This window comes from Qipengyuania sphaerica (assembly GCF_019711595.1).
Lineage (GTDB): Bacteria > Pseudomonadota > Alphaproteobacteria > Sphingomonadales > Sphingomonadaceae > Qipengyuania > Qipengyuania sphaerica.
In genome coordinates this window covers 30,694-53,047 of the sequence record NZ_JAIGNR010000004.1, presented here as the reverse complement: position 1 = coordinate 53,047, position 22,354 = coordinate 30,694, and the positions used below count along the sequence as shown (strand labels likewise).

The 22,354-nt window shown below is 61.4% G+C and carries 32 protein-coding genes; 30 read left to right on the top strand and 2 right to left on the bottom strand.

Annotated elements, in window-relative coordinates:
• Positions 1 to 37 precede the first annotated feature (37 nt).
• From trxA to K3178_RS12230, 3 genes are all read left to right on the top strand, one after another.
• Positions 38 to 358 carry a thioredoxin gene (gene trxA, locus K3178_RS12240; protein ID WP_221571721.1) on the top strand — a complete coding sequence of 107 codons (321 nt, stop codon included), beginning with the start codon at positions 38 to 40 and terminating at the stop codon, positions 356 to 358.
• Between the two features lie 70 nt (positions 359 to 428).
• Positions 429 to 1,217, top strand: a complete 789-nt coding sequence (locus tag K3178_RS12235) for a LysR substrate-binding domain-containing protein (protein ID WP_221571720.1) — start codon at positions 429 to 431, stop codon at positions 1,215 to 1,217.
• 31 nt (positions 1,218 to 1,248) lie between these two features.
• Entirely contained in the window at positions 1,249 to 1,740 is a 492-nt protein-coding gene (locus K3178_RS12230; protein WP_221571719.1) for a GNAT family N-acetyltransferase, read from the top strand.
• Here K3178_RS12230 and K3178_RS12225 read toward each other — a convergent pair.
• Together K3178_RS12225 and K3178_RS12220 are read right to left on the bottom strand one after the other, a co-directional pair.
• Positions 1,701 to 2,333 (bottom strand): GNAT family N-acetyltransferase, encoded by a 633-nt coding sequence (locus K3178_RS12225; protein ID WP_221571718.1) that lies wholly within the window; start codon positions 2,331 to 2,333, stop codon positions 1,701 to 1,703. The two genes, K3178_RS12230 and K3178_RS12225, sit on opposite strands and share 40 nt — an antisense overlap.
• A gap of 138 nt (positions 2,334 to 2,471) precedes the next feature.
• A complete protein-coding gene (locus K3178_RS12220) occupies positions 2,472 to 3,110 on the bottom strand; it encodes a hypothetical protein (protein WP_247713769.1) in 639 nt (212 codons plus the stop codon).
• A 212-nt stretch (positions 3,111 to 3,322) separates the two neighbouring features.
• Between K3178_RS12220 and K3178_RS12215 the strand changes: the two genes are divergently transcribed.
• The 27 genes from K3178_RS12215 (at position 3,323) to rplO (ending at position 22,299) form a co-directional block, all read left to right on the top strand.
• Entirely contained in the window at positions 3,323 to 5,305 is a 1,983-nt protein-coding gene (locus tag K3178_RS12215; RefSeq protein WP_221571717.1) for a hypothetical protein, read from the top strand.
• A gap of 349 nt (positions 5,306 to 5,654) precedes the next feature.
• Positions 5,655 to 6,026, top strand: a complete 372-nt coding sequence (gene rpsL, locus K3178_RS12210) for a 30S ribosomal protein S12 (protein ID WP_006831873.1) — start codon at positions 5,655 to 5,657, stop codon at positions 6,024 to 6,026.
• 23 nt (positions 6,027 to 6,049) lie between these two features.
• A complete protein-coding gene (rpsG, locus tag K3178_RS12205) occupies positions 6,050 to 6,520 on the top strand; it encodes a 30S ribosomal protein S7 (RefSeq protein WP_221571716.1) in 471 nt (156 codons plus the stop codon).
• A gap of 113 nt (positions 6,521 to 6,633) precedes the next feature.
• Entirely contained in the window at positions 6,634 to 8,766 is a 2,133-nt protein-coding gene (gene fusA / locus K3178_RS12200; RefSeq protein ID WP_221571715.1) for an elongation factor G, read from the top strand.
• A 91-nt stretch (positions 8,767 to 8,857) separates the two neighbouring features.
• Entirely contained in the window at positions 8,858 to 10,033 is a 1,176-nt protein-coding gene (gene tuf, locus K3178_RS12195) for an elongation factor Tu (RefSeq protein WP_221571714.1), read from the top strand.
• A gap of 319 nt (positions 10,034 to 10,352) precedes the next feature.
• A complete protein-coding gene (gene rpsJ / locus K3178_RS12190; RefSeq protein WP_006831877.1) occupies positions 10,353 to 10,664 on the top strand; it encodes a 30S ribosomal protein S10 in 312 nt (103 codons plus the stop codon).
• Between the two features lie 246 nt (positions 10,665 to 10,910).
• Complete coding sequence (rplC, locus tag K3178_RS12185; protein ID WP_221571713.1) at positions 10,911 to 11,780, top strand: 50S ribosomal protein L3; 870 nt, start codon at positions 10,911 to 10,913, stop codon at positions 11,778 to 11,780.
• A 3-nt stretch (positions 11,781 to 11,783) separates the two neighbouring features.
• Entirely contained in the window at positions 11,784 to 12,407 is a 624-nt protein-coding gene (gene rplD / locus K3178_RS12180; protein WP_221571712.1) for a 50S ribosomal protein L4, read from the top strand.
• Positions 12,400 to 12,720, top strand: a complete 321-nt coding sequence (locus K3178_RS12175; RefSeq protein ID WP_221571711.1) for a 50S ribosomal protein L23 — start codon at positions 12,400 to 12,402, stop codon at positions 12,718 to 12,720. Before rplD ends, K3178_RS12175 begins: the two co-directional genes overlap by 8 nt.
• Positions 12,720 to 13,556, top strand: a complete 837-nt coding sequence (rplB, locus tag K3178_RS12170; RefSeq protein WP_221571710.1) for a 50S ribosomal protein L2 — start codon at positions 12,720 to 12,722, stop codon at positions 13,554 to 13,556. Before K3178_RS12175 ends, rplB begins: the two co-directional genes overlap by 1 nt.
• Before the next feature lie 6 nt (positions 13,557 to 13,562).
• The gene (rpsS, locus tag K3178_RS12165) at positions 13,563 to 13,838 is read left to right on the top strand and encodes a 30S ribosomal protein S19 (protein ID WP_160728631.1); all 276 of its coding nucleotides are present in this window, start codon (positions 13,563 to 13,565) and stop codon (positions 13,836 to 13,838) included.
• Positions 13,838 to 14,215, top strand: a complete 378-nt coding sequence (rplV, locus tag K3178_RS12160; RefSeq protein WP_006831883.1) for a 50S ribosomal protein L22 — start codon at positions 13,838 to 13,840, stop codon at positions 14,213 to 14,215. The genes rpsS and rplV overlap by 1 nt, the downstream gene beginning before the upstream one ends.
• Position 14,216: 1 nt before the next feature.
• Complete coding sequence (gene rpsC, locus K3178_RS12155) at positions 14,217 to 14,912, top strand: 30S ribosomal protein S3 (protein ID WP_221571709.1); 696 nt, start codon at positions 14,217 to 14,219, stop codon at positions 14,910 to 14,912.
• Positions 14,913 to 14,933: 21 nt separating this feature from the next.
• Complete coding sequence (gene rplP, locus K3178_RS12150) at positions 14,934 to 15,368, top strand: 50S ribosomal protein L16 (RefSeq protein WP_221571708.1); 435 nt, start codon at positions 14,934 to 14,936, stop codon at positions 15,366 to 15,368.
• Entirely contained in the window at positions 15,368 to 15,577 is a 210-nt protein-coding gene (gene rpmC / locus K3178_RS12145) for a 50S ribosomal protein L29 (RefSeq protein ID WP_221544684.1), read from the top strand. The genes rplP and rpmC overlap by 1 nt, the downstream gene beginning before the upstream one ends.
• Before the next feature lie 10 nt (positions 15,578 to 15,587).
• Positions 15,588 to 15,878 carry a 30S ribosomal protein S17 gene (rpsQ, locus tag K3178_RS12140; protein ID WP_221428659.1) on the top strand — a complete coding sequence of 97 codons (291 nt, stop codon included), beginning with the start codon at positions 15,588 to 15,590 and terminating at the stop codon, positions 15,876 to 15,878.
• 56 nt (positions 15,879 to 15,934) lie between these two features.
• Entirely contained in the window at positions 15,935 to 16,303 is a 369-nt protein-coding gene (gene rplN / locus K3178_RS12135; protein ID WP_006831888.1) for a 50S ribosomal protein L14, read from the top strand.
• Complete coding sequence (gene rplX, locus K3178_RS12130) at positions 16,303 to 16,626, top strand: 50S ribosomal protein L24 (protein ID WP_221571707.1); 324 nt, start codon at positions 16,303 to 16,305, stop codon at positions 16,624 to 16,626. Before rplN ends, rplX begins: the two co-directional genes overlap by 1 nt.
• A complete protein-coding gene (rplE, locus tag K3178_RS12125) occupies positions 16,619 to 17,197 on the top strand; it encodes a 50S ribosomal protein L5 (protein WP_221571706.1) in 579 nt (192 codons plus the stop codon). The genes rplX and rplE overlap by 8 nt, the downstream gene beginning before the upstream one ends.
• A 41-nt stretch (positions 17,198 to 17,238) precedes the next feature.
• On the top strand, positions 17,239 to 17,544 hold the full coding sequence (gene rpsN / locus K3178_RS12120) for a 30S ribosomal protein S14 (protein WP_040963574.1): 306 nt from the start codon (positions 17,239 to 17,241) through the stop codon (positions 17,542 to 17,544).
• Positions 17,545 to 17,555: 11 nt separating this feature from the next.
• Positions 17,556 to 17,951, top strand: coding sequence for a 30S ribosomal protein S8 (rpsH, locus tag K3178_RS12115; RefSeq protein ID WP_221571705.1), 396 nt, complete (start codon positions 17,556 to 17,558; stop codon positions 17,949 to 17,951).
• Positions 17,951 to 18,484, top strand: a complete 534-nt coding sequence (rplF, locus tag K3178_RS12110) for a 50S ribosomal protein L6 (protein WP_221571704.1) — start codon at positions 17,951 to 17,953, stop codon at positions 18,482 to 18,484. Before rpsH ends, rplF begins: the two co-directional genes overlap by 1 nt.
• Before the next feature lies 1 nt (position 18,485).
• Positions 18,486 to 18,830 carry a 50S ribosomal protein L18 gene (rplR, locus tag K3178_RS12105; protein WP_221571703.1) on the top strand — a complete coding sequence of 115 codons (345 nt, stop codon included), beginning with the start codon at positions 18,486 to 18,488 and terminating at the stop codon, positions 18,828 to 18,830.
• Entirely contained in the window at positions 18,830 to 19,627 is a 798-nt protein-coding gene (gene rpsE / locus K3178_RS12100) for a 30S ribosomal protein S5 (protein ID WP_247713768.1), read from the top strand. The genes rplR and rpsE overlap by 1 nt, the downstream gene beginning before the upstream one ends.
• A gap of 5 nt (positions 19,628 to 19,632) precedes the next feature.
• On the top strand, positions 19,633 to 19,818 hold the full coding sequence (gene rpmD, locus K3178_RS12095; RefSeq protein ID WP_221571702.1) for a 50S ribosomal protein L30: 186 nt from the start codon (positions 19,633 to 19,635) through the stop codon (positions 19,816 to 19,818).
• Between the two features lie 483 nt (positions 19,819 to 20,301).
• Positions 20,302 to 21,639, top strand: coding sequence for an SGNH/GDSL hydrolase family protein (locus tag K3178_RS12090; protein ID WP_221571701.1), 1,338 nt, complete (start codon positions 20,302 to 20,304; stop codon positions 21,637 to 21,639).
• Positions 21,640 to 21,774: 135 nt separating this feature from the next.
• Entirely contained in the window at positions 21,775 to 22,299 is a 525-nt protein-coding gene (rplO, locus tag K3178_RS12085; protein ID WP_221571700.1) for a 50S ribosomal protein L15, read from the top strand.
• Positions 22,300 to 22,354 lie beyond the last annotated feature (55 nt).

The window sequence follows — 22,354 nt, the reverse complement described above, 5'->3', positions numbered from 1 at the left end:
ATGAGCAGCCAAGACAGACACAGATCAGGAGTTACCCATGGCCACCATCAACGTCACCGACGCAGGCTTCCAGAAGGACGTTCTCGATAGCGACAAGCCCGTTCTCGTGGATTTCTGGGCCGACTGGTGCGGGCCGTGCAAGATGATCGCCCCGGCGCTCGAGGAACTTTCCGAAGAGCTTTCCGACAAGGTCACCATCGCCAAGATGGACATCATGGAAAACACCGGCGTGCCTGGTGCGATGGGCGTGCAGTCGATCCCCTATCTCGTGCTGTTCAAGGGCGGCGAGCCGGTCGCCAACATGCGCGGCGCTGCGCCCAAGGGCCAGCTCAAGCAGTGGCTCGAAGGCGCGCTCTAACACCCTCGCATTCCTATCCTTTTGGCCCGCATCTTGTGCTGCGGCGCAACATTGCTAAACGCGTGAGACCATGAAGCGCACGCATCTGCCCCTTAACGCCCTGCGCGTATACGACGCCGCGGCCCGCCACCTCAGCTTCACCCGCGCGGCTGACGAGTTGGCGGTGACGCCGGCTGCCGTCGGCCAGCAGATCCGCGCGCTCGAGGATCACCTCGGCACGGTGCTGTTCCGCCGCACCAGCAAGGGGCTGGAGCTCACACAGGAAGGCGCGGCGGGGCTCGACGCCTTGCGCGAAGGGTTCCTCAAGTTCGAGGAAAGTGTCTCCGCCATGCAGGCCGGGCAGGCCAGCGACAGCTACACCATCGCTTGTCCGCGCGAATTCTACGCCCAGTGGCTCGCCCCGCGGCTGGCGGCATTCGCCAAGCAGAACCCCGACATCAAGTTCGCCTTCGTGGCCGACGAGAATGCCGATTTCACCGAGGCGAACCTCGATTGCGCGATCCGTCTGGTCGATGGGCCGGGCGATCTCCAAGGCGTCGAACTCGCCGCCGCGCGCCGCGTGACGGTGGCTGCCCCCGGTGCGCCCGACCGCTGGATCGACTGGGGCCTGCCGCTGCAGGAAGGCGTGCAGGCGCATGTCACGGTGAGCAATGCCGGACAGGCGCTCTCGGGCGCGATGGCGGGGCTGGGCAAGGCGATCCTGCCCGAACTGCTCGCCAAGGAAGCGATCGAGGCTGGCCGGCTCGAAGTGCTCGACGGGCCTGAAACCGGCACGCGCGCCTACTGGCTGGTCGCGCCCACGCCACAATGGCGGACCAAGAAGGTCAAGGCACTCGTCGCTTTCCTGAGCGGTGAATAGCACACCCACCCTCCGCACAGAACGCTTCACCATGCGCCCGCTGCGGCGCTCGGATGCGGCGGCGCTGTTGCCCACGCTCTCGGACGAGGGGCAGTGCCGCTATCTCACGCGCCCGCTATTCGAGAGCGAGGAGGAACTGTGGGGCTGGCTCGCCGAACCCACATGGAACGGCCGCACCTGGATCGCCGAAGATGCAGCAGGCGAGGTGGCCGGGCGCTTCGTCGCAATCCCTGCGCATGAGGATGGCGTGGCCGAGATAGGCTACATCACCTGCGCCCACCGGCAGGGCGAGGGCGTAGCGCGCGAATGCACCGCCGCGCTGGTGCGCCATCTGATCGGGCAAGAGGGCCACCGCAAGCTCCTCGCCGAGGTGGATATGGAGAACGCCGCCTCGATCCGGCTGCTGGAACGGCTCGGCTTCACCCGCGAGGCGCTTTTCCGCGAGCACGAGACGACGCACAAGGGGCTGTGCGACGTGGCGATCTACGGCTTGCTGGCGTCCGACCCGTTGCCCGAAGGCTGATCCGCGAAGGCGGCGAAGACATCGGCCATGCCCGGCGGATCGCATTCGGCGCGCAGCTGGGCGATCGCCTCCTCCACATCCAGCGCGAATTCCATCACGCCGCTCTCGATCCGCTCGTAGCGGGCACCCAGCGCACGGGCGAAAGCGCGCGCGCTCGCATTGTCGCCGAGGATATTGACCGAGAACGCGTCCAGCCCCTCGCCGCGCGCATGGAGCAAGATGGTCGCGGTCAGCAGCTTGCCGAGGCCCTGCCCGTGGAACTCGTCGAGCACGCCCACGGAAAACTCGGCGCTGTCCGGATCGTCCGCCTCGCGGAAGGCGTGGACCGCGCCGATGGCGGGCTTGTCGGGGGCGGAGGTGTCGATCGCGCCCCAGGCGATGTGGTCGTGCCCGTCGACCTCGGTCAGCCGCTCGATCACCCAGTCGGGCGGGCTCGCCGCGCCGGAGAAGAAGCGCAAATAGCGCGACCGGGGGCTCATCTTCCCGATCCCGACACGCATCCGCTCGCCATCGTCCTCGCGGATCGGCCGGATGCAGACGGGGGTGCCGTTTTCCAGCCGCGTATGGATGGTGATGTCCGGGGCGAGGGCCATAGCGGTAGTGTATAGGAATTTTTGTAGTTACGCACCGACCTCCGTCGGTGCATCCTCGGGGCTGTTCCTTCGCTTCGCTACGGGCCCCTGCGGGCGCGCGGTCGCGCTTGCCGGGCCTCCGCCGGCCCGGTTCTGGCGCTACTCTTCATCCTCGCCGTATTCCTCCATCGGATCATAGCCGTATAGCTCGATCGCGCGGGCGTGGCGGCGGGCTTCCTTTTCCTCGGCGGTTTCGCGGTGCGGCTGCTGCACCTCGGCCAGCACTTCGGCGCGGATGCTTTCGTACAAGGGGTGGCCGGGCACGAGCTTCTGCGTGCCATAGCGTTCGGCCAGGCGGTGCTGGAGGAGGAAGCGCAGGAGGGTGTTGTCGGGCTTGTCCCAGGTGCCCAGCAGCTTGCCGGCAGAGACGATCGGCGTCGGCGTGCCGCACAATGCGCGTTCGAGCGCACAATCCTCCAGCCGCTGCACCCCGCGCTCCAGCGCCTCGTCCCAGGCCTCCGCAAACCCCTCCGCCCCGGGCCGCGCGCGCAGCTTGTAGAGCGCCTCCAGCGACTTGCCGATGGACTTGGCGGCCTGCCTGACGATGCCCGTGGCGGCGAGCGTGGAGACGAAACGGCGCTGGAGCTCCGGCGTGATCGAATTGCGACGGGGCGCCGTGTGGAGATAGGGCGCGAAACCGAGCAGCGGATCGTCGTCCTCCGGCTCAGGCGCAAGATGCGCGACGGCGGAGGTGGCCTGGCTTGGAATGGCGCGGGTAGGGGTAGGGTGGTCCGACATTAAAAGGTCCCTCTCTATCTGGCGAAATCACCGAGCCGCTAGGCGAGGCAAGCGCGACCGCGCGCCGGCCGGTTAGGTCGAAGCCAAGCCGCACGGACGTGCGGCGCCCGGCGTTTGAGGGACGAAAACAAAAAACTGCGAAGTAGGAAAACAGTTTTTGGCCGGTTCAGCCTAGTCGACAAGGCCCAATATGCTCAGTACCAACGGAAGTTATGAATTTCAGCGGACTGAAACGACTCATCGAATCTGCAGACGAGCACGCATTCTATGATGTGGCGCTCCTTCAACTAAGACAGCTCGGTTACGGCGACTTGCACGTTGTCGACGGACCTTATGACGGGGGCAAGGACGTCGAGTCCGACCGAAAACATGTACAGATTCAATTATCCGTCAGAAAAGATTGGGAAAAGAAAATAAAGGAGGAGTCGCTGAAAGCGCTCAAGTCAGGCGCAAGACATATTCTTTTTCTAACTAATCGACGAATAACTCCTCGGGCGGAGGCCAATTTTCTTTCTTCCTACCCTTATAAAAATCAGCTCGAACTCACAATTTATGATTCGAGTAGGATCGCTACGAACTTGTCACAGCCAGGTCGTATCGCGCAAAGTTATAAGTTGCTAGGCGTAGAAGTTAAGGGGAACACAAAGTTCTCGGTTTCTGACATCGCCGCAAGCGTTGCTCTGCTTTTCGGCGATGAGGCAAGTGAACTAAGGGAGGCGACTGCGGACTCCGTCGCCTTGTCTTGGCTCCGTTTTCATACCGGTGCGAGTGAAGAAGAGGCTATCGCCGGGATTGCGGGCATACTCCCGGGAGTTACTCCAGAGCGTTTGGCGAGATCGTCCCTCAGTCGCCTTCGCATAGCAGGGGAAATCACAGGGCCGAAAAGTGCGATGGCTCTGTCGGATTCTGCGAAAGCAAAGGTGGATAGTGCGGAAAGCGAACTCATCGCCGTGAGGGCTGCGGACATTCAGACAATTTCAGACCGATTGGAATTGCCTCAGGATGTCGCAGAAGAGCTTTTGGACATTTCCATCGAATTGACAATTCGATCGCAAAAGGCTGGATGGTCCGGTGCTATAGATGACGAGCTCGCTGGATTCCTTAAAGCCCATGGGCTGACTCGAAAGCGCTCAGAGATAAACGAAATCATCGCGAATCTCGGCACGGTGGCCAAATACAGTTACATCGGAACGATCGACAAGCTTTTCTCTTCAAACACCTTCGATATTATGCGGGCGTTTGGTGGCGTTAGAGAAATAAAGCTCGTTTTGGATACAAGCGTGACCTTGCCACTTTTGTTTGGCTTAGAATTCGGTTCAGATGCGACCGGTTACTCATCCGCTTCATCAGTTATGAAGGAGGTTTCTGACGGGCACGGATTTGAGTTATTTATTCCCAAGCCGTACCTGAATGAAATGGCTTCTCATGGCCACAAAGCGCTCGACTTTCTTGACCTCTACTCAACCTTCGAACCAGAGCTTCGAGGCGTAATGCGCGCCTCGCCCAACGCCTATTTGAGTCACTACGCCGCGATTTCCGAGAGAGCACAAGCGAAGGGCGAAGAGCTACTTTCGCTACAAGAATTCCTCGAACATTTTGGGATTCGACGCGGCTCAACCATTGGCAACGCGGAACGTGTCATTCGAGGATTAATGGAAGCTCATCAGATATTCGTCGTTTGGGATGGCAGGTATGACCAGGCAATCAAAGACGAGATAGCTGAACAAAAGCCGCATCATCCAGAGGTCGTTGTAAAGCATGATGCAGCAGTTTGCTCCAAGTTGAATGCTCATGCCAGTGAAGGGTTCATTTTTGCGACATGGGATAAAGTTCTCATCGATCTATTGCATGGTAGGCTTAGCGTTTATGCCGACAATCCGGGCCGGATCGTCGATTGGTTGGCTTTTACGCAGGGCATTGAAACGGGAATCGACGGAAGCGTCGAGATTTTGGCCGCGCTGGCAATCGTTGATGAGGGGAAAGCTGCGAAACTTGCTGAAAAACTTCAAGCCATCGAATCTGAAGATGCGGTATTTAAGCTAAACCAGATCATCCGTGATACGCGAAAGGCAAAGGGCGTCGAACGCCTTGAGTCGGGCGAAGTCGAAGAAATTTTAGATGTCGAATTGGCCTCGTTGGTCGCGGCGAATGATGATGAGGGAGTCGAGGACCTACCTTCAGTTCCAGAGGGATGACCTTGACCCATCCCTCCTCCCGCACTATGTGCGCGCCCATCCGGTGAGGGAATCGCCCTGCGTGTCTCCCACTCCGGCCAGATAGAGCTGAACATTGCCGGTCATGTCCCGGGGGCCTGTCGCTAATGCGATGAGGCTCTTTTCTATTGCAGCGGAGGTCACTTCCGTTCGGGGCAGCCGTCAAAGTAACCCGGTGGCCGTGTGGGCCGATGGGTGGAGCGTTTCAGGCTCGTGCGAACAGACCGCCCCGGTGCTTCATGCGCCGCGCGCGTCGCAACTGCACGAACCCGATACACCACCGGTCAACCCGCTAGTCGCCGCCATCACACGGTGAAGAGAAAGAACTCACATGCCGACTATTAACCAGCTGGTCCGCAAGGGCCGCGTTCCGCAGAAGGCCAAGAGCAAGGTCCCTGCGATGGAGCAGAACCCGCAGAAGCGCGGCGTTTGCACCCGCGTCTATACGACGACCCCGAAGAAGCCGAACTCGGCTCTGCGTAAAGTTGCCAAGGTCCGCCTGACCAACCAGCGCGAAGTCATCTCCTACATCCCGGGCGAAGGCCACAACCTGCAGGAGCACAGCGTTGTGCTCATCCGCGGCGGCCGTGTTCGCGACCTTCCCGGCGTTCGCTACCACGTCCTTCGCGGCGTGCTCGATACGCAGGGCGTGAAGGACCGCAAGCAGTCGCGCTCGAAGTACGGCGCGAAGCGTCCGAAGTAAGAACCCGTTTAGGAGTAAGATAGATGAGTCGTCGTCGTCGTCCCGAGAAGCGGGAAATCCTGCCTGATCCGAAGTTCAACGATCAGGTCCTTTCGAAATTCATGAACAACCTGATGTATGACGGCAAGAAGGCCGTTGCAGAAGGTATCGTCTACACCGCGCTCGACACCGTCGAAGCCAAGGCCAAGGCGAACCCGGTCGAGCTGTTCCACGCAGCGCTCGACAACATCAAGCCGCAGGTCGAAGTTCGCAGCCGCCGTGTCGGTGGTGCGACCTACCAGGTGCCGGTTGAAGTCCGTCCCGAGCGTGCACAGGCGCTGGCCATCCGCTGGCTGATCGGTGCGGCTCGCGGTCGTCCGGAAACCACCATGGCTGCCCGTCTCTCGGGCGAGCTGATGGATGCGGCGAACAACCGCGGCAATGCCGTCAAGAAGCGCGAAGACACGCACCGCATGGCGGACGCGAACCGCGCCTTCTCGCACTACCGCTGGTAAGCACCGGTTCGGGGACCGTTCCCTATTTGCGCGGAACGGTCGCCGGACGGTCACATTAGTTTTCCAAAGGGGCGGCGAATCCGTTGTCCCGAACACCCCACGAGGAATTCCACATGGCACGCGAATATCCGCTCGAGCGGTACCGCAATATCGGCATCATGGCCCACATCGATGCCGGCAAGACCACCACGACCGAACGCATCCTCTACTACACCGGCAAGTCCTACAAGATCGGCGAAGTCCACGACGGCGCCGCGACCATGGACTGGATGGAGCAGGAGCAGGAACGCGGCATCACCATCACCTCGGCTGCGACCACCACGTTCTGGACCGCGGAAGACGCGACCAAGGACCCGATGAGCTCGCCCGAAGCGATGCGTGAAGGCATGCCCAAGCACCGCATCAACATCATCGACACCCCCGGCCACGTCGACTTCACCATCGAAGTCGAACGTTCGCTGCGCGTGCTCGACGGCGCAGTGGCCGTTTTTGATGGAGTCGCCGGTGTTGAACCCCAATCCGAGACCGTCTGGCGCCAGGCCGACAAGTACGGCGTTCCGCGCATGTGCTTCATCAACAAGCTCGACCGTACCGGCGCAGACTTCTACTACTGCGTCCAGTCGATCATCGACCGCCTCGGCGCCACGCCGCTGGTGCTCTATCTCCCGATCGGCGCCGAAGCCGACCTGAAGGGCGTAGTCGACCTCGTCAACATGCGCGGCATCGTGTGGCAGAACGAAGATCTCGGCGCGAAGTACGAGTTCACCGAAATCCCGGCCGAACTCGCCGACAAGGCCGCCGAATATCGCGAGAAGCTGGTCGAGACCGCCGTCGAACAGGACGACGATGTCATGGAACAGTACCTCGAGGGCAACGAACCCGACGCGGCGACGCTCAAGCGTCTTATCCGCAAGGGCACCATGGCGCGCGACTTCGTTCCCGTGCTGTGCGGTTCGGCATTCAAGAACAAGGGCGTCCAGCCCCTGCTCGACGCGGTTGTCGACTACATGCCGTCGCCGCTCGACGTTCCGGCCATCAAGGGCGTCCTGCCCGACAGCGACAAGGAAGACACCCGTCCTTCGTCGGACGATGCTCCCTTCGCGGCTCTCGCCTTCAAGATCATGAACGACCCGTTCGTCGGCTCGCTCACCTTCACCCGCATCTATTCGGGCCAGCTCGCCAAGGGCAGCGTCCTGAACTCGGTGAAGGACAAGAAGGAAAAGATCGGCCGCATGCTGCTGATGCACTCGAACAACCGCGAGGACATCGATGAAGCATTCGCTGGCGACATCGTCGCAATCGCAGGCCTCAAGGAAACCACCACCGGCGACACACTGTGTGCATCCTCCGCTCCGATCATCCTCGAGCGCATGGAATTCCCCGAGCCGGTGATCGAGCTTTCGGTCGAACCGAAGACCAAGGCCGACCAGGAAAAGATGGGCGTCGCTCTAAACCGCCTGGCTGCCGAAGATCCGAGCTTCCGCGTCACCACCGACCACGAAAGTGGTCAGACGATCATCAAGGGCATGGGCGAGCTTCACCTCGACATCCTCGTCGATCGCATGAAGCGCGAATTCAAGGTCGAGGCGAACGTCGGTGCACCGCAGGTTGCCTATCGCGAATACCTCGGCAAGCCGGTCGACGTCGACTACACCCACAAGAAGCAGTCGGGTGGCTCGGGCCAGTTCGGCCGCGTCAAGGTCAAGGTCACCCCGGGTGAGCGCGGCCAGGGCTTCGTCTTCGAAGACAGCATCAAGGGCGGTAACATTCCGAAGGAATACATCCCGGCCATCGAGAAGGGCTTCCGCGAGCAGGCCGAGAGCGGCCATCTCGTCGGCTTCCCGATCATCGACTTCACGGTCGAGCTGTATGACGGTGCGTACCATGACGTCGACTCGAGCGCGATTGCGTTCGAAATCGCCGGTCGCGGTGCAATGCGCGAAGTGGCCGAGCGTTCGGGCATCAAGCTGCTCGAGCCGATCATGAAGGTTGAAGTGGTGACCCCCGAGGATTACCTCGGCGACGTCATCGGCGACCTCAACTCGCGTCGTGGCCAGATCCAGGGCACCGACAGCCGCGGCAACGCCCAGGCCGTCGAAGCCAACGTGCCGCTCGCGAACATGTTCGGTTACGTCAACGAACTGCGCTCGTTTACCCAGGGCCGCGCCCAATACACGATGCAGTTCAGCCACTACGACGAGGTTCCGGCCAACGTCGCACAGGAAGTCAAGGAGAAGCTTGCGTAAGCGAGCGGTCCGGTCTAGGGGCGGCGCCTGATTCCGCGGGCGCCGTTTCCATCCCGCAGAAATTCACATTCAAGTTAGAGGTTATTGGAAAATGGCGAAGGAAAAATTCGAGCGTAATAAGCCGCACGTTAACGTTGGCACCATCGGCCACGTCGACCACGGCAAGACCACGCTGACCGCAGCAATCACCAAGGTTCTCGGTTCGGCCGTCGATTTCGCAAACATCGACAAGGCTCCCGAAGAGCGTGAGCGCGGCATCACCATTTCGACCGCACACGTCGAATACGAAACCGACGCACGTCACTACGCACACGTCGACTGCCCGGGTCACGCCGACTACGTGAAGAACATGATCACCGGTGCAGCCCAGATGGACGGCGCCATCCTGGTCGTGAACGCAGCTGACGGCCCGATGCCGCAGACCCGCGAGCACATCCTGCTTGCCCGCCAGGTCGGCGTTCCGGCCCTGGTCGTTTACATGAACAAGGTCGACCAGGTCGACGACGAGGAAATCCTCGAGCTCGTCGAACTCGAAGTTCGCGAACTTCTGAGCTCGTACGACTTCGACGGCGACAACATCGCCATCGTCAAGGGTTCGGCCCTGGCTGCTCTCGAAGGCCGTGATCCGGAAATCGGTGAGAACTCGATCAAGGAACTGATGGACGCCGTCGACGCGAACATCCCGACCCCCGATCGTCCGGTCGACAAGCCGTTCCTCATGCCGATCGAAGACGTGTTCTCGATTTCGGGCCGTGGTACGGTTGTTACCGGCCGCGTCGAAACCGGCGTTGTGAACGTTGGCGACGAAGTCGAAATCGTCGGCATCAAGGACACCACCAAGACGACCGTCACCGGCGTCGAAATGTTCCGCAAGCTGCTTGATCGCGGTGAAGCCGGCGACAACATCGGTGCCCTGATCCGCGGCGTCGGCCGTGAAGAGGTCGAGCGTGGCCAGGTTCTGGCGAAGCCGGGTTCGGTTACGCCGCACACCGAGTTCAGCGCCGAAGTCTACGTCCTCTCGAAGGACGAAGGCGGCCGTCACACGCCGTTCTTCGCGAACTACCGTCCGCAGTTCTACTTCCGCACCACCGACGTCACCGGCGAAGTGATCCTTCCCGAAGGCACCGAAATGGTGATGCCGGGCGACAACGTGACGATCAACGTCAAGCTGATTGCTCCGATCGCCATGGACGAAGGCCTGCGCTTCGCAATCCGCGAAGGCGGCCGCACCGTCGGCTCGGGCGTTGTTGCTTCGATCCAGAAGTAAGCTACGGCTGATTTAGCTTGGGCCCGTCCTCCCGTGAGGGGAGGGCGGGCCTTTGCTTTAAGTGTGAGCGGTGAAAACGGCAGAAATGCACGGTTCGCCGCACCCGATGAATGCCTGTTCACGCTGGCGGAAATCGGGGGTTGCCAGAACGGGGTCTCCCCCGTATATGCGCGCCCACAGGACAGGGATTCGTCCCTGCTTAGAGAATTCATGGAAGGTCGCCCGCAACCGGGAAACCGGGCTCACAGTGGGGCTGACCTTTCTTTTTGTTTGCGGGCCACCCGCTGGTCCGCTTGGCTCTTTCGCATCGGTGTAGGTAATGGAAGCACAGAATATCCGCATTCGCCTCAAGGCGTTCGACCATCGCGTTCTCGACCAGGCAACTGGAGAGATTGCAGACACCGCGCGCCGCACGGGTGCCCTTATTCGTGGTCCCATTCCCATGCCGACGCGCATCGAGAAGTTCACCGTGAACCGCGGCCCGCACATCGACAAGAAGTCGCGCGAGCAGTTCGAGGTGCGCACCTACAAGCGGCTGCTCGACATCGTGCAGCCCAACGCCCAGACCGTCGACGCGCTGATGAAGCTCGACCTCGCTGCAGGCGTGAACGTTGAAATCAAGCTCGCCTAAGCGACCTGGTTTCGGTCCTCCTGCCGGACCTTAAAGCGGCAGGGAAGTTTCAGGGGCACTCGATAGCCCCGCCCGATCGCAAGATCAGGCAAGACATCGGGATACCGCCGGATTTCATCCGGGACTGCGTCCCCCGTCTGCTTCCTTCGGGAGGCAATCAGCCCGGACGGGGGCGCGCATCGCACAATCGGGCTGGCAAGCACCTTGGGGATGAGCTCCTTGGTGCCTCTGTTGAGGAGTTTGACGATGCGCACAGGCGTTATCGCGAAGAAAGTCGGGATGACCCGCCTTTTCCAGGCAGACGGACGGCACGTTCCCGTGACCGTTCTCAGCCTGGAAAACTGCCAGGTCACCGCACATCGCACGGAAGACCGTGACGGCTATTATGGCGTCCAGGTTGGTTCGGGCGAAGCGAAGCAGAAGAATGTGAACAAGCCGCAGCGCGAAGCTTTTGCCAAGGCAGAGGTCGCGCTGAAGATGAAGGTCGGTGAATTCCGCGTGGACAGCGAGGAAGCCCTGCTTCCGGTCGGCGCCCGCATTTCCGCCGAACACTTCGTTGCCGGCCAGAAGGTCGACATCACCGGCCACACCCAGGGTAAAGGCTTTGCCGGCGCCATGAAGCGTTGGGGCTTCGGCGGCTTGCGCGCCACCCACGGTGTCTCGATCTCGCACCGTTCGCACGGTTCGACGGGTAACCGCCAGGATCCGGGCCGCGTGTTCAAGGGCAAGAAGATGGCCGGTCACATGGGTGACCGCCAGCGTACGCAGCAGAACCTCGAGATCGTGCGCACCGACGCCGATCGCGGCCTGCTCTTCGTCAAGGGCTCGGTCCCGGGTGCGAAGAACGGCTGGCTGATGGTTCGCGACGCCGTCAAGGTCGACATGCCGGAGAACCTGCCGTTCCCCGGCGTGATGTACCGCAACCAGGACGAGTTCAAATCGGACGAAGCCGATGCGGGCCTGATCGAAAGCGCCGCCGAGCATGAAGTCGGCACCGAAGTTTCCGCCGAGCAGCAGGAAAAGCTGATGGCCGAGCAGGAAGCTGGTGCGGATACCGAAACCACCACCGATACGCCCGCAGCCGACACCGGCTCGGACGAGAACAAGGAGGGCTGATCCGTGAAGGTGAAGGTCCAGAAAATCGACGGCAAGGCGTCGGGCGATCTCGAGCTGAACGACGATGTGTTCGGCGTCGAGCCGCGTGCCGACATCCTGCACCGCGTTGTCACCTGGCAGCTCGAAAACCGTCGCGCCACCGCACGCCCCACCCGCGAGCGTTCGGACGTTGCCCGCACGGGCAAGAAGTTCGGCCGCCAGAAGGGTGGCGGTACCGCACGTCACGGCGACCGCGGCGCTCCGATCTTTATCGGCGGCGGCAAGGCTCACGGTGCGCGCAAGCGTGACTTCGAGCAGTCGCTGAACAAGAAGGTCCGCGCTCTCGGTCTCAAGATGGCTCTCTCGAGCAAGGCTAAGGACGGCCTCGTTGTCGTCGACAGCCTCGAGCTCAAGGACGCCAAGACCAAGGCTCTGAAGGGCATGTTCGACAAGAATGGCTGGGCCGGCAAGGTCCTCGTCATCGACGGCGAAAGCGTGAACGACGGCTTCAAGAAGGCTGCCGGAAACCTGCCGGGCGTCAACGTCCTGCCGGCCATGGGTGCCAACGTCTACGACATCCTGAAGCACGACACGCTGGTCCTCACCAAGGACGCTGTCGAGAAGCTGGAGGGCCGTTTCAATGGCTAAGAAGCAGGCAACCGACGCACGTCACTACGACGTGATCCTCGCTCCGCACATCACCGAAAAGTCGACCATGGCTTCGGAGAACAATGCGGTCGTGTTCAAGGTCGCAGGCGATGCGACCAAGCCGCAGATCAAGGAAGCTGTGGAGGCGATCTACGCTGACCAGAAGGCCAAAGTCGTCGCGGTCAACACGATCAACGTGAAGGGCAAGACCAAGCGCTGGAAGGGCAAGCCCTACAAGCGCAACGACGTGAAGAAGGCGATCGTCACTCTCGCTGAGGGTTCGATGATCGACATCACGGAAGGTGTGAGCTGATGGCACTCAAGAACTACAAACCGACGAGCCCCGCGCGCCGCGGCCTCATCCTCGTCGACAAGTCGGGCCTGTACAAGGGCAAGCCCGTCAAGTCGCTGACGGAAGGGAAGCGCAAGACCGGTGGCCGTAACAACAAGGGCCATGTCACCTCGCGTGGCATCGGCGGCGGTCACAAGCAGAAGTACCGCTTCATCGACTTCAAGCGTCGCAAGTGGAACGTCGAAGGCACCGTGGAACGGATCGAATACGATCCCAACCGCACCGCTTTCATCGCACTCGTGAAGTATGACGACGGTGAACTGGCCTACATCCTGGCTCCGCAGCGTCTTGCTGTTGGCGACAAGGTCATCGCGGCCGAGAAGACCGACACCAAGCCCGGCAACGCCATGTTGCTCGGCCAGATGCCGGTCGGCACCATCTGCCACAACGTGGAAATGAAGCCGGGCAAGGGCGGCCAGATCGCCCGTTCGGCAGGTGCCTACGTCCAGCTGGTGGGTCGTGACCGCGGCATGGTCATCGTCAGGCTCAATTCAGGCGAGCAGCGCTATCTGCGTGCCGACTGCATGGGCACCGTCGGTGCAGTGTCGAACCCGGACAACCAGAACCAGAATCTGGGCAAGGCCGGTCGTCGTCGCTGGATGGGCATCAAGCCGCTGACCCGCGGTGTCGCCAAGAACCCGGTCGACCACCCGCACGGCGGTGGTGAAGGCCGGACCTCGGGCGGCCGTCACCCGGTCACTCCGTGGGGCAAGCCGACCAAGGGCGCCCGTACGCGCAACAACAAGCAGACGGACAAGATGATCATCCGTTCGCGCCACGCGAAGAAGAAGAGGTAATCCGACATGGCTCGTTCCGTCTGGAAAGGTCCGTTCGTCGAACTCAGCCTTCTGAAGAAGGCAGAAGAGGCGCAGGACGCCAACAGCACAAAGCCGATCAAGACCTGGTCGCGCCGCAGCACCATCCTGCCCCAGTTCGTCGGTCTCACGTTCAACGTGTACAACGGCCACAAGTTCATCCCGGTCTCCGTCTCGGAAGAGATGGTTGGCCACAAGCTCGGCGAATTCGCGCCCACGCGCACGTTCCCCGGTCACGCTGCCGACAAGAAGGGTAAGCGCTGATGAGCAAGCAGAAAGCACCCCGTCGCGTTGCCGACAACGAAGCTCTGGCAGTGGGCACGACCATTCGTGGTTCGGCCCAGAAGCTGAACCTCGTTGCCGAACTGATCCGCGGCAAGAAGGCCGAAGAGGCCCTCAACATCCTGGCCTTCTCGAAGAAGTCGATGGCCAAGGATGCCACGAAGGTTCTCGCCTCGGCGATCGCCAACGCGGAAAACAACCACAACCTCGATGTCGACTCGCTGGTCGTAGCCGAGGCTTCGGTAGGCAAGTCGATCACGATGAAGCGCTTCCACACCCGTGGTCGCGGCAAGTCGACGCGCATCCTGAAGCCGTTCAGCCGCCTGCGCATCGTCGTCCGCGAGCAGGAGGAGGCGTAAGATGGGCCATAAGAGCAATCCGATCGGTCTGCGCCTGCAGATCAACCGCACCTGGGACAGCCGCTGGTACGCCGAAGGGCGTGACTATGCCAAGCTGCTGGCCGAGGACATCGAGATCCGCAAGTACATCCTCGAGAACGCTGCCCAGGCCGCTATCTCGAAGGTCGTGATCGAGCGTCCGGCAAAGCTCTGCCGCGTTTCGATCTATGCTGCGCGTCCCGGCGTCATCATCGGCAAGAAGGGCGCGGACATCGAGAAGCTGCGTGCGCAGCTGTCGAAGATGACCGAAAGCGAAGTGAAGCTGAACATCGTCGAAATCCGCAAGCCGGAAGTCGATGCCAAGCTCGTCGCCCAGGGCATTGCCGACCAGCTGATCCGCCGCGTGGCATTCCGCCGTGCGATGAAGCGCGCGATGCAGTCGGCCATGCGTCTTGGTGCAGAAGGCATCAAGATCATGTGTGGCGGCCGTCTCGGCGGTGCTGAAATCGCCCGCGTCGAACAGTATCGTGAAGGCCGCGTGCCGCTGCATACGCTGCGCGCCAACATCGATTACGCTGAAGCCGAAGCGCTGACCGCTTATGGCATCATCGGGATCAAGGTGTGGGTCTTCAAGGGCGAAATCCTCGGCCACGACCCGACCGCGCAGGACCGTCTCATGATGGAATCGCAGACGTCCGGCGTCCGTCCGGCTCGCTGATTGCAGGTATAGGAAAGAACCATGCTGCAACCGAAGAAAACCAAGTACCGCAAGGCGTTCAAGGGCAAGATCCATGGCAACGCCAAGGGCGGCACCTCGCTCAATTTCGGCTCCTACGGGCTGAAGGCTCTCGAGCCCGAGCGTATCACCGCACGTCAGATCGAAGCGGCTCGCCGCGCGATCACGCGTCACATCAAGCGCCAGGGTCGTCTCTGGATCCGCGTCTTCCCGGACGTGCCGGTTTCGAAGAAGCCTGCCGAAGTCCGTCAGGGTAAGGGCAAGGGTTCGGTCGAATACTGGGCAGCTCGCGTGAAGCCGGGCCGCATCCTGTTCGAACTCGACGGCGTTGCCGGCCCGCTGGCCGCCGAAGCGTTCAGCCGCGCGGCGATGAAGCTGCCGGTCAAGACCAAGGTCGTGGCCCGCCTGGGCGACACCTCGCACCTCGGAGGCGAATAATGAGCAAGATCGAAGATCTGCGCCAGAAGAGCGACGACCAGCTGGACGAAGAGCTGACCACGCTCAAGCGCGAACAGTTCAACCTGCGTTTCCAGGCTGCGACCAACCAGCTCGAAGCCCCGGCACGCATCCGTGAAGTCCGTCGTTCGATCGCCAAGATCAAGACCCTGCAGGGCGAACGCGCCCGCGCAGCGGCAGCCAAGGCGTAAGGAGTAGACCATGCCAAAGCGTATCCTTATCGGCACCGTCACCTCCGACAAGACCGACAAGACCGTAACCGTGCTCGTCGAGCGTAAGGTGAAGCATCCCCTCTACGGGAAGATCATTCGCCGCTCGAAGAAGTACCACGCTCACGACGAGAAGAACGAGTACGCACTCGGCGACGTCGTGCGCATCGAAGAAACCAAGCCGATCTCGAAAACCAAGACCTGGATGGTCAAGGATCGGGTGACGGCAGGCGGAACCCAGGCTGTCGAGGCCGACCTCGAAGTCGAAGCCGCAGGCAACTGACGTTTTAGGAACTGCCGGGCACTTGTCCCGGCAAGCCAAGAGAAGGAACCGGATCGATGATCCAGATGCAATCCAATCTCGACGTCGCGGACAACAGCGGCGCCAAGCGCGTCCAGTGCATCAAGGTACTGGGCGGCTCGAAGCGCCGTACCGCGTCCGTCGGCGACGTGATCGTGGTTTCCGTCAAGGAAGCCCAGCCGCGCACGAAGGTGAAGAAGGGCGATGTCCATCGCGCCGTCATCGTGCGTACGAAGAAGGACGTGCGCCGCCCCGATGGCAGCGTGATCCGCTTCGACAGCAACGCCGCAGTTCTCGTCAACAAGAACGAAGAACCCATCGGCACCCGTATCTTCGGCCCGGTGGTCCGCGAACTTCGCGGCCGCGGCTTCATGAAGATCATCTCGCTTGCTCCGGAGGTGCTGTAATGGCCGCCGCTAAGATCAAGAAGGGTGACAGCGTCGTCGTCCTGTCCGGCAAGGACAAGGGCAAGACCGGCACCGTCGCGAAGGTCATGCCGAAGGAAGGCAAGATCGTCGTCGAAGGCGTCAACGTCGCTGCACGTCACCGCAAGCCGACCCAGCAGAACCCGCAGGGCGGCATCGAGCGTTTCGAAGCGCCGATGTCGATCAGCAAGGTCGCTGTGGCCGATCCCAAGGATGGCAAGCCCACCCGTGTCCGCTTCGAAACCTCGAAGGACGGCAAGAAGGTGCGCGTCGCCGTGAAGAGTGGGGAGACCATCGATGGCTGATTACACCCCCCGTATGAAGCAGCGCTACGACGACCAGATCGTCAAGGCGATGACCGAGAAGTTCGGCTACAAGAACCGTCTCGAAGTCCCGAAGCTGGAAAAGATCACGCTCAACATGGGTGTGGGCGAAGCCAGCCAGGACAAGAAGAAGGTCCAGACTGCAGCCGAAGAAATGGCACTGATTGCCGGCCAGAAGCCGGTCATCACCAAGGCCAAGAAGTCGATCGCGCAGTTCAAGCTGCGTGAAGGCATGCCGATCGGTGCGAAGGTTACCCTGCGCCGCGATCGCATGTACGAATTCATGGACCGCCTGGTCACCATTGCAATGCCCCGCATCCGCGACTTCCGTGGCCTCAACGCCAAGTCGTTCGACGGTCGTGGCAACTATGCAATGGGCCTCAAGGAACAGATCATCTTCCCCGAAATCTCCTACGACAAGATCGAGAAGGTTCGGGGCATGGATATCATCGTGACAACCACGGCGAAGACCGACGAGGAAGCTCGCGAGCTCCTCAAGCTGTTCGGCTTCCCGTTCCCGGCTGAAAAGTCGGAAGAGAAGGAGGCGGCGTGAGCCGCTTCCGGATCGCAGGATAAGGAAGGAACTTAAGTCCAATGGCGAAACTGAGTTCGATCAACAAGAACGAGCGTCGCAAGAAGCTCGTGAAGCAGTATGCGGATAAGTTTGCGAAGCTGAAGGCTATCGCGGACGACGAAAGCCTCGATGAAGGGGAGCGCCTGATCGCTCGCCTGAAGATGGCGGAACTCCCGCGCAATGCGAATCCCACCCGCGTACGCAACCGCTGCGCCACCACCGGCCGCCCGCGCGGCTATTACCGCAAGTTCGGCCTCAACCGTATCGAACTGCGTGACCTCGGCAACAAGGGCCTGATTCCGGGCCTCACGAAGTCGAGCTGGTGAGGTAAAGACAGATGGCTATGACCGATCCCCTGGGTGATATGCTCACCCGCATCCGCAACGGCCAGCAGGCGAAGAAGGACAGCGTCCTCTCGCCGGCGAGCAAGCTGCGTGCAAACGTCCTCGAAGTGCTTCAGCGCGAAGGCTACATCCGTGGCTACAGCGACGACACTTCGGGCAAGCACGCACAGCTGCGGATCGAACTGAAATATTTCGAGGGCGAACCTGCTATCAAGCACGTCGCTCGTGTCTCCAAGCCCGGCCGCCGCGTCTATGCGGGTTCGAAAGAACTCCCCGTGGTTCGCAACGGTCTCGGCATCACCATCGTCTCGACGCCGAAGGGTGTGCTTTCCGACGCGGAAGCCCGCACCGAAAACGTCGGCGGCGAAGTGCTGGCGGAGGTGTTCTGATGAGCCGCATCGGCAAGAAGCCGGTAGCGATCCCCAGCGGGGTCACTGCCAATATCGAAGACGGCACGCTGTCGGTTAAGGGTCCCAAGGGCACCCTGTCGATGGGCATGTCCGATCTCGTCGAATACAAGCTCGAAAACGACGAAATCAGCGTCAAGCCGGCCAACGACACGCGCGCCGCTCGCAACCACTGGGGTATGCAGCGCACGCTCGTTTCGAACCTGGTCGAAGGCGTGACCGAAGGCTACACCAAGGTCCTCGAGATCAACGGCGTCGGCTATCGTGCACAGGCACAGGGCAAGAAGCTCAAGCTTCAGCTCGGCTATTCGCACGACGTCGATCTCGATGTTCCCGAAGGTATCGAGGTGAAGACCCCGGACCAGACGACCGTCGAAATCAGCGGTATCGACAAGCAGGCCGTGGGCCAGTTTGCGGCGAACGTCCGCAAATGGCGCAAGCCCGAACCCTACAAGGGCAAGGGTATCAAGTATCGCGGCGAGTATATCTTCCGCAAGGAAGGGAAGAAGAAGTAAGATGGCAAAGCTTTCTCTTTTCGAACGTCGCCGTCGCCGCGTCCGTACCGCTCTCAAGAGCCGTGCCGGTGGCAAGCCCCGCCTGTCGGTGCACCGCACCGGCAAGCACATCTACGCGCAGATCATCGACGATGCCGCCGGCAAGACGCTTGCCTCGGCCTCGACGCTGGGCGGCAAGGGCTCGGGCGCGAATGTCGATGCGGCCAAGCAGGTCGGCACCGATATCGCTGCCGCTGCCAAGAAGGCCGGCGTGTCCACCGTCGTTTTCGACCGCGGTGGCTTCCTGTTCCATGGCCGCGTCAAGGCGCTGGCCGACGCCGCTCGTGAAGGCGGGCTGGAGTTCTGATGATGGCTGACGAAAACAACAACGAAAACGCCGAAGCGCAGACCGAAGAAAAGGTCGCAACGGCGGAAACCGAGCACGCGGTAACCAAGGAAGAGCCGGCAATCGCCGACACTCCCTCGGAAGCAGCTGCCAACCAGGATCCCGCACAGGGTGCCGAAGGCCAGCCGCGCCAGCGTGGCGGCCGTGGTGGCAACCGTGACGGCGGTGGCCGTGGCCGTGGTGGTCGCGACAACCGTCGTAACAACCGCCGCGAGGAAGAAGACGACGGCATCATCGAGAAGCTCGTCCACATCAACCGCGTCAGCAAGACGGTGAAGGGCGGCAAGCGCTTCGGTTTCGCTGCCCTGGTAGTCGTTGGTGACGGTTCGGGCCGCGTCGGCTTCGGCAAGGGCAAGGCCCGCGAAGTGCCGGAAGCGATCCAGAAGGCTTCGGCTGCTGCTCGCAAGAAGATGATCCGCGTTCCGCTGAAGGAGGGCCGTACCCTCCATCACGACGGCAAGGGTCACTTCGGTGCCGGCAAGGTCACCGTTCGCACCGCGCCTCCGGGTACCGGCATCATCGCCGGTGGTCCGATGCGTGCCGTGTTCGAGAGCCTCGGCGTCGCCGACGTGGTGACCAAGTCGGTCGGCACCTCGAACCCCTATAACATGATCCGCGCCACCTTCGACGCGCTGACCGACCAGACTTCGCCGAAGTCGGTTGCCCAGCGTCGCGGCAAGAAGGTCGCCGACCTGCTCGGTCGTGGTGGTGCATCGGAGGCAGAGGCTGAAGCCGAAGCCGCCGCTATTGCGGAGTAAGCACGATGGCCAAAGCTAAAACCATCAAGATCAAGCAGATCGGTTCGCCGATCCGCCGTCCTGAGAGCCAACGCAAGATCCTGATCGGCCTGGGTCTCAACAAGATGCACAAGGTCGTCGAACGCCAGGACACTCCCGAAGTGCGCGGCGCGGTGGCCAAGGTCCCGCATCTGGTGGAAATCGTCGACTGACGCATTGTCCATCGATGGAAGACAGGAATGAACCCCGGCCCCAGCGGTCGGGGTTTTTTCTTGGGCGCTGAGCAGCTGTGAAGGCGGGCACGACGCCGATCATCGACTGGATCGGCAGGCTGGCCTGACAGACGGGACCGGGGGGATTCCGCCTGTGGCTCGCCTATCTGGTCTTCGTCCATCACATGTCGAGCTTCGCGGGGGGACAGGCTACGGTTTTCGTATTCTTCGGCTTCAGCGGAAACTGGCTTCAGACGATGTGGGCTGCGCGATAAAGGCGCGCGGCACGGCCTTACCGACTTATCGTGTCTCGCGTGTGGCGCAAAATCGCGGCCGACCCGCCGCATTTTGCCATCTCGATCATTTTCCTGCTGGGCTACGCTTCTTGTTAATCGATTGGGGATAGCAGGCAATGGCGCGCTTTTGCGCATTGTAGCGGAGCGCCTTCTCAAGTAAAATCCGCGATGGTTCTAAGGGGGCAGAATGAACCGCCTGATTTATCTTTCTCTCTTATTTATTTCTGCCAGCCTCATTTCGGGCTGTGGCGGTGAAGAATTGCTTGAGGACAGGGCCGAGCTGGCGACCGTCGAGCAGGGCGTCTCCCCCACAGAAGTGCCCGTCTATACAACCCCTAATCCGCGTCCCGAGGGGCTGGGAGTGCTCCGCCGGTCTATCGTCAATCGGCGGGAGCAGACCTACCTGCCGGTCGATATCCATATCCTGACGGCAAACGATCCGATGCTCACCGGAGCCACCGTTATCGGCTTCGACGATACGCGTATTCGCTATCTGGGCGGGCGACATAGCCAACCGCTGACCTGGCCTGGTCTGCTCTTCTGGTGGCCGCAGGGGCTCTCGACGATCGCGAACCCCGTCTACGAGACCGGAGGTTATTCCTTCGACCGGATGAGTGGGTGGGACGGGTTCCAGTTCATTCTGCCAGCCGGGCAGAGGCAATTCGAACTGTTCACCATCGATGCGGGCTTCATAGACGGGGTCTATATTGAGATCGACGGCGTGCGCACCTCGCCGGAGCCGCTCTCGCTGGGGCATGGTAACCGCGGCGACCTGCGCTACACGTTGCTCACGCTTCCGCCTTCGGTCGCCGACCGCGACATACGCATCGTCACCCAGCGATCCATGCTCGGCGAGATCAGACTGCCCTATGGCGGGAAGCTCGGAGCCCGCCGGCCGGAATGGGATGGCGGGCCCAAAGTCGTATTTGTCGGCGATTCGATCACCGAGGGGACGGGAGCCGGAAGCGCAACCGACGGCTGGGCTATCGAACTAGCCTATCGGCTCGGAATCGATGATCCGGTGGTCAGCGCCTTAGGCGGGACCGGTTATCTGAATCGGGTTGCCGACCGCCCCAATTTTCGTGAACATATAAGCGACGTTCTCGATGCGTTTCCGGGTGATCGGCCCGATGTCGTTTTCGTGGCTGGCGGGATCAACGACTGCGCGTTCAACAGCGCGAGCGACGTTGGGAACGAGGCCTTGGCCTACTTTCAGGAAATGCGCGCAGCGGCCCCCGACATGGCGATCGTGGTTTTCGGCCCCTTTGTCGGGCCTGCGGGATACGATCCCGTCCTTATGAACTGCGCGGAAGCGATTTTCGCAGCTGCCCGCAGTGTGCCGAACACCCACACGATCGATGTGTCAGGGTGGGTCACTCCGACGACGTCCACATTCATCTTCAATGGCGATGGGTCCGACCCGCATCCTGTGCGGACGGGACATCGCTATTACGCAAAGGTTGCCGAACAGGCGGTGCTCAAGCTTCTCGAGGACAGCTTGCCAGGAGACAAGCCGGGTAGTTGAAAGCTGCTGGACATGCGCTCCGCCATCGGTTAGGGGGCGCGCCTTCCATAACTGGCAGAACCAGTTCGGTTGCAGGGCACGACGCCTTGCCGACCATCCCAAAAGCGCGAACCAAAGCGAAAGCGAGTGCATATTATGAAACTTACAGATCTCCGCGACAATCCCGGTGCCCGCAAGGAGCGCATGCGCGTCGGCCGTGGCATCGGCTCGGGCAAGGGCAAGACCTCGGGCCGCGGCCAGAAGGGCCAGAAGAGCCGTTCGGGCGTCGCCATCAAGGGCTTCGAAGGCGGCCAGATGCCGCTTCACATGCGCCTGCCGAAGCGCGGCTTCAACAATCCGTTCGGCAAGGATTATGCCGAAGTAAACCTGGGCATGGTCCAGAAGTTCATCGACGAGAAGAAGCTCGACGCCAAGAAGGACATCGACCACGCAGCGCTGAAGGCCGCAGGCCTCGCACGCGGCGGCAAGGACGGCGTCCGCCTGCTCGGCAAGGGCGAGCTCAAGGCCAAGGCCAAGTTCATCGTCGCCGGTGCCTCGAAGGGCGCCATCGAGGCGGTCGAGAAGGCTGGCGGTTCGGTCGAAGTGATCGCCAAGGGCGAAAGCGAAGCTGAAAAGAAGGCCAAACGGACCGAAGCCAACAAGGCCAAGAAGTCCAAATAATACCGAAAAAGGGGGGGGCGGGGTTCGACATTCGTCATCCTGCTCCCTATCTGTC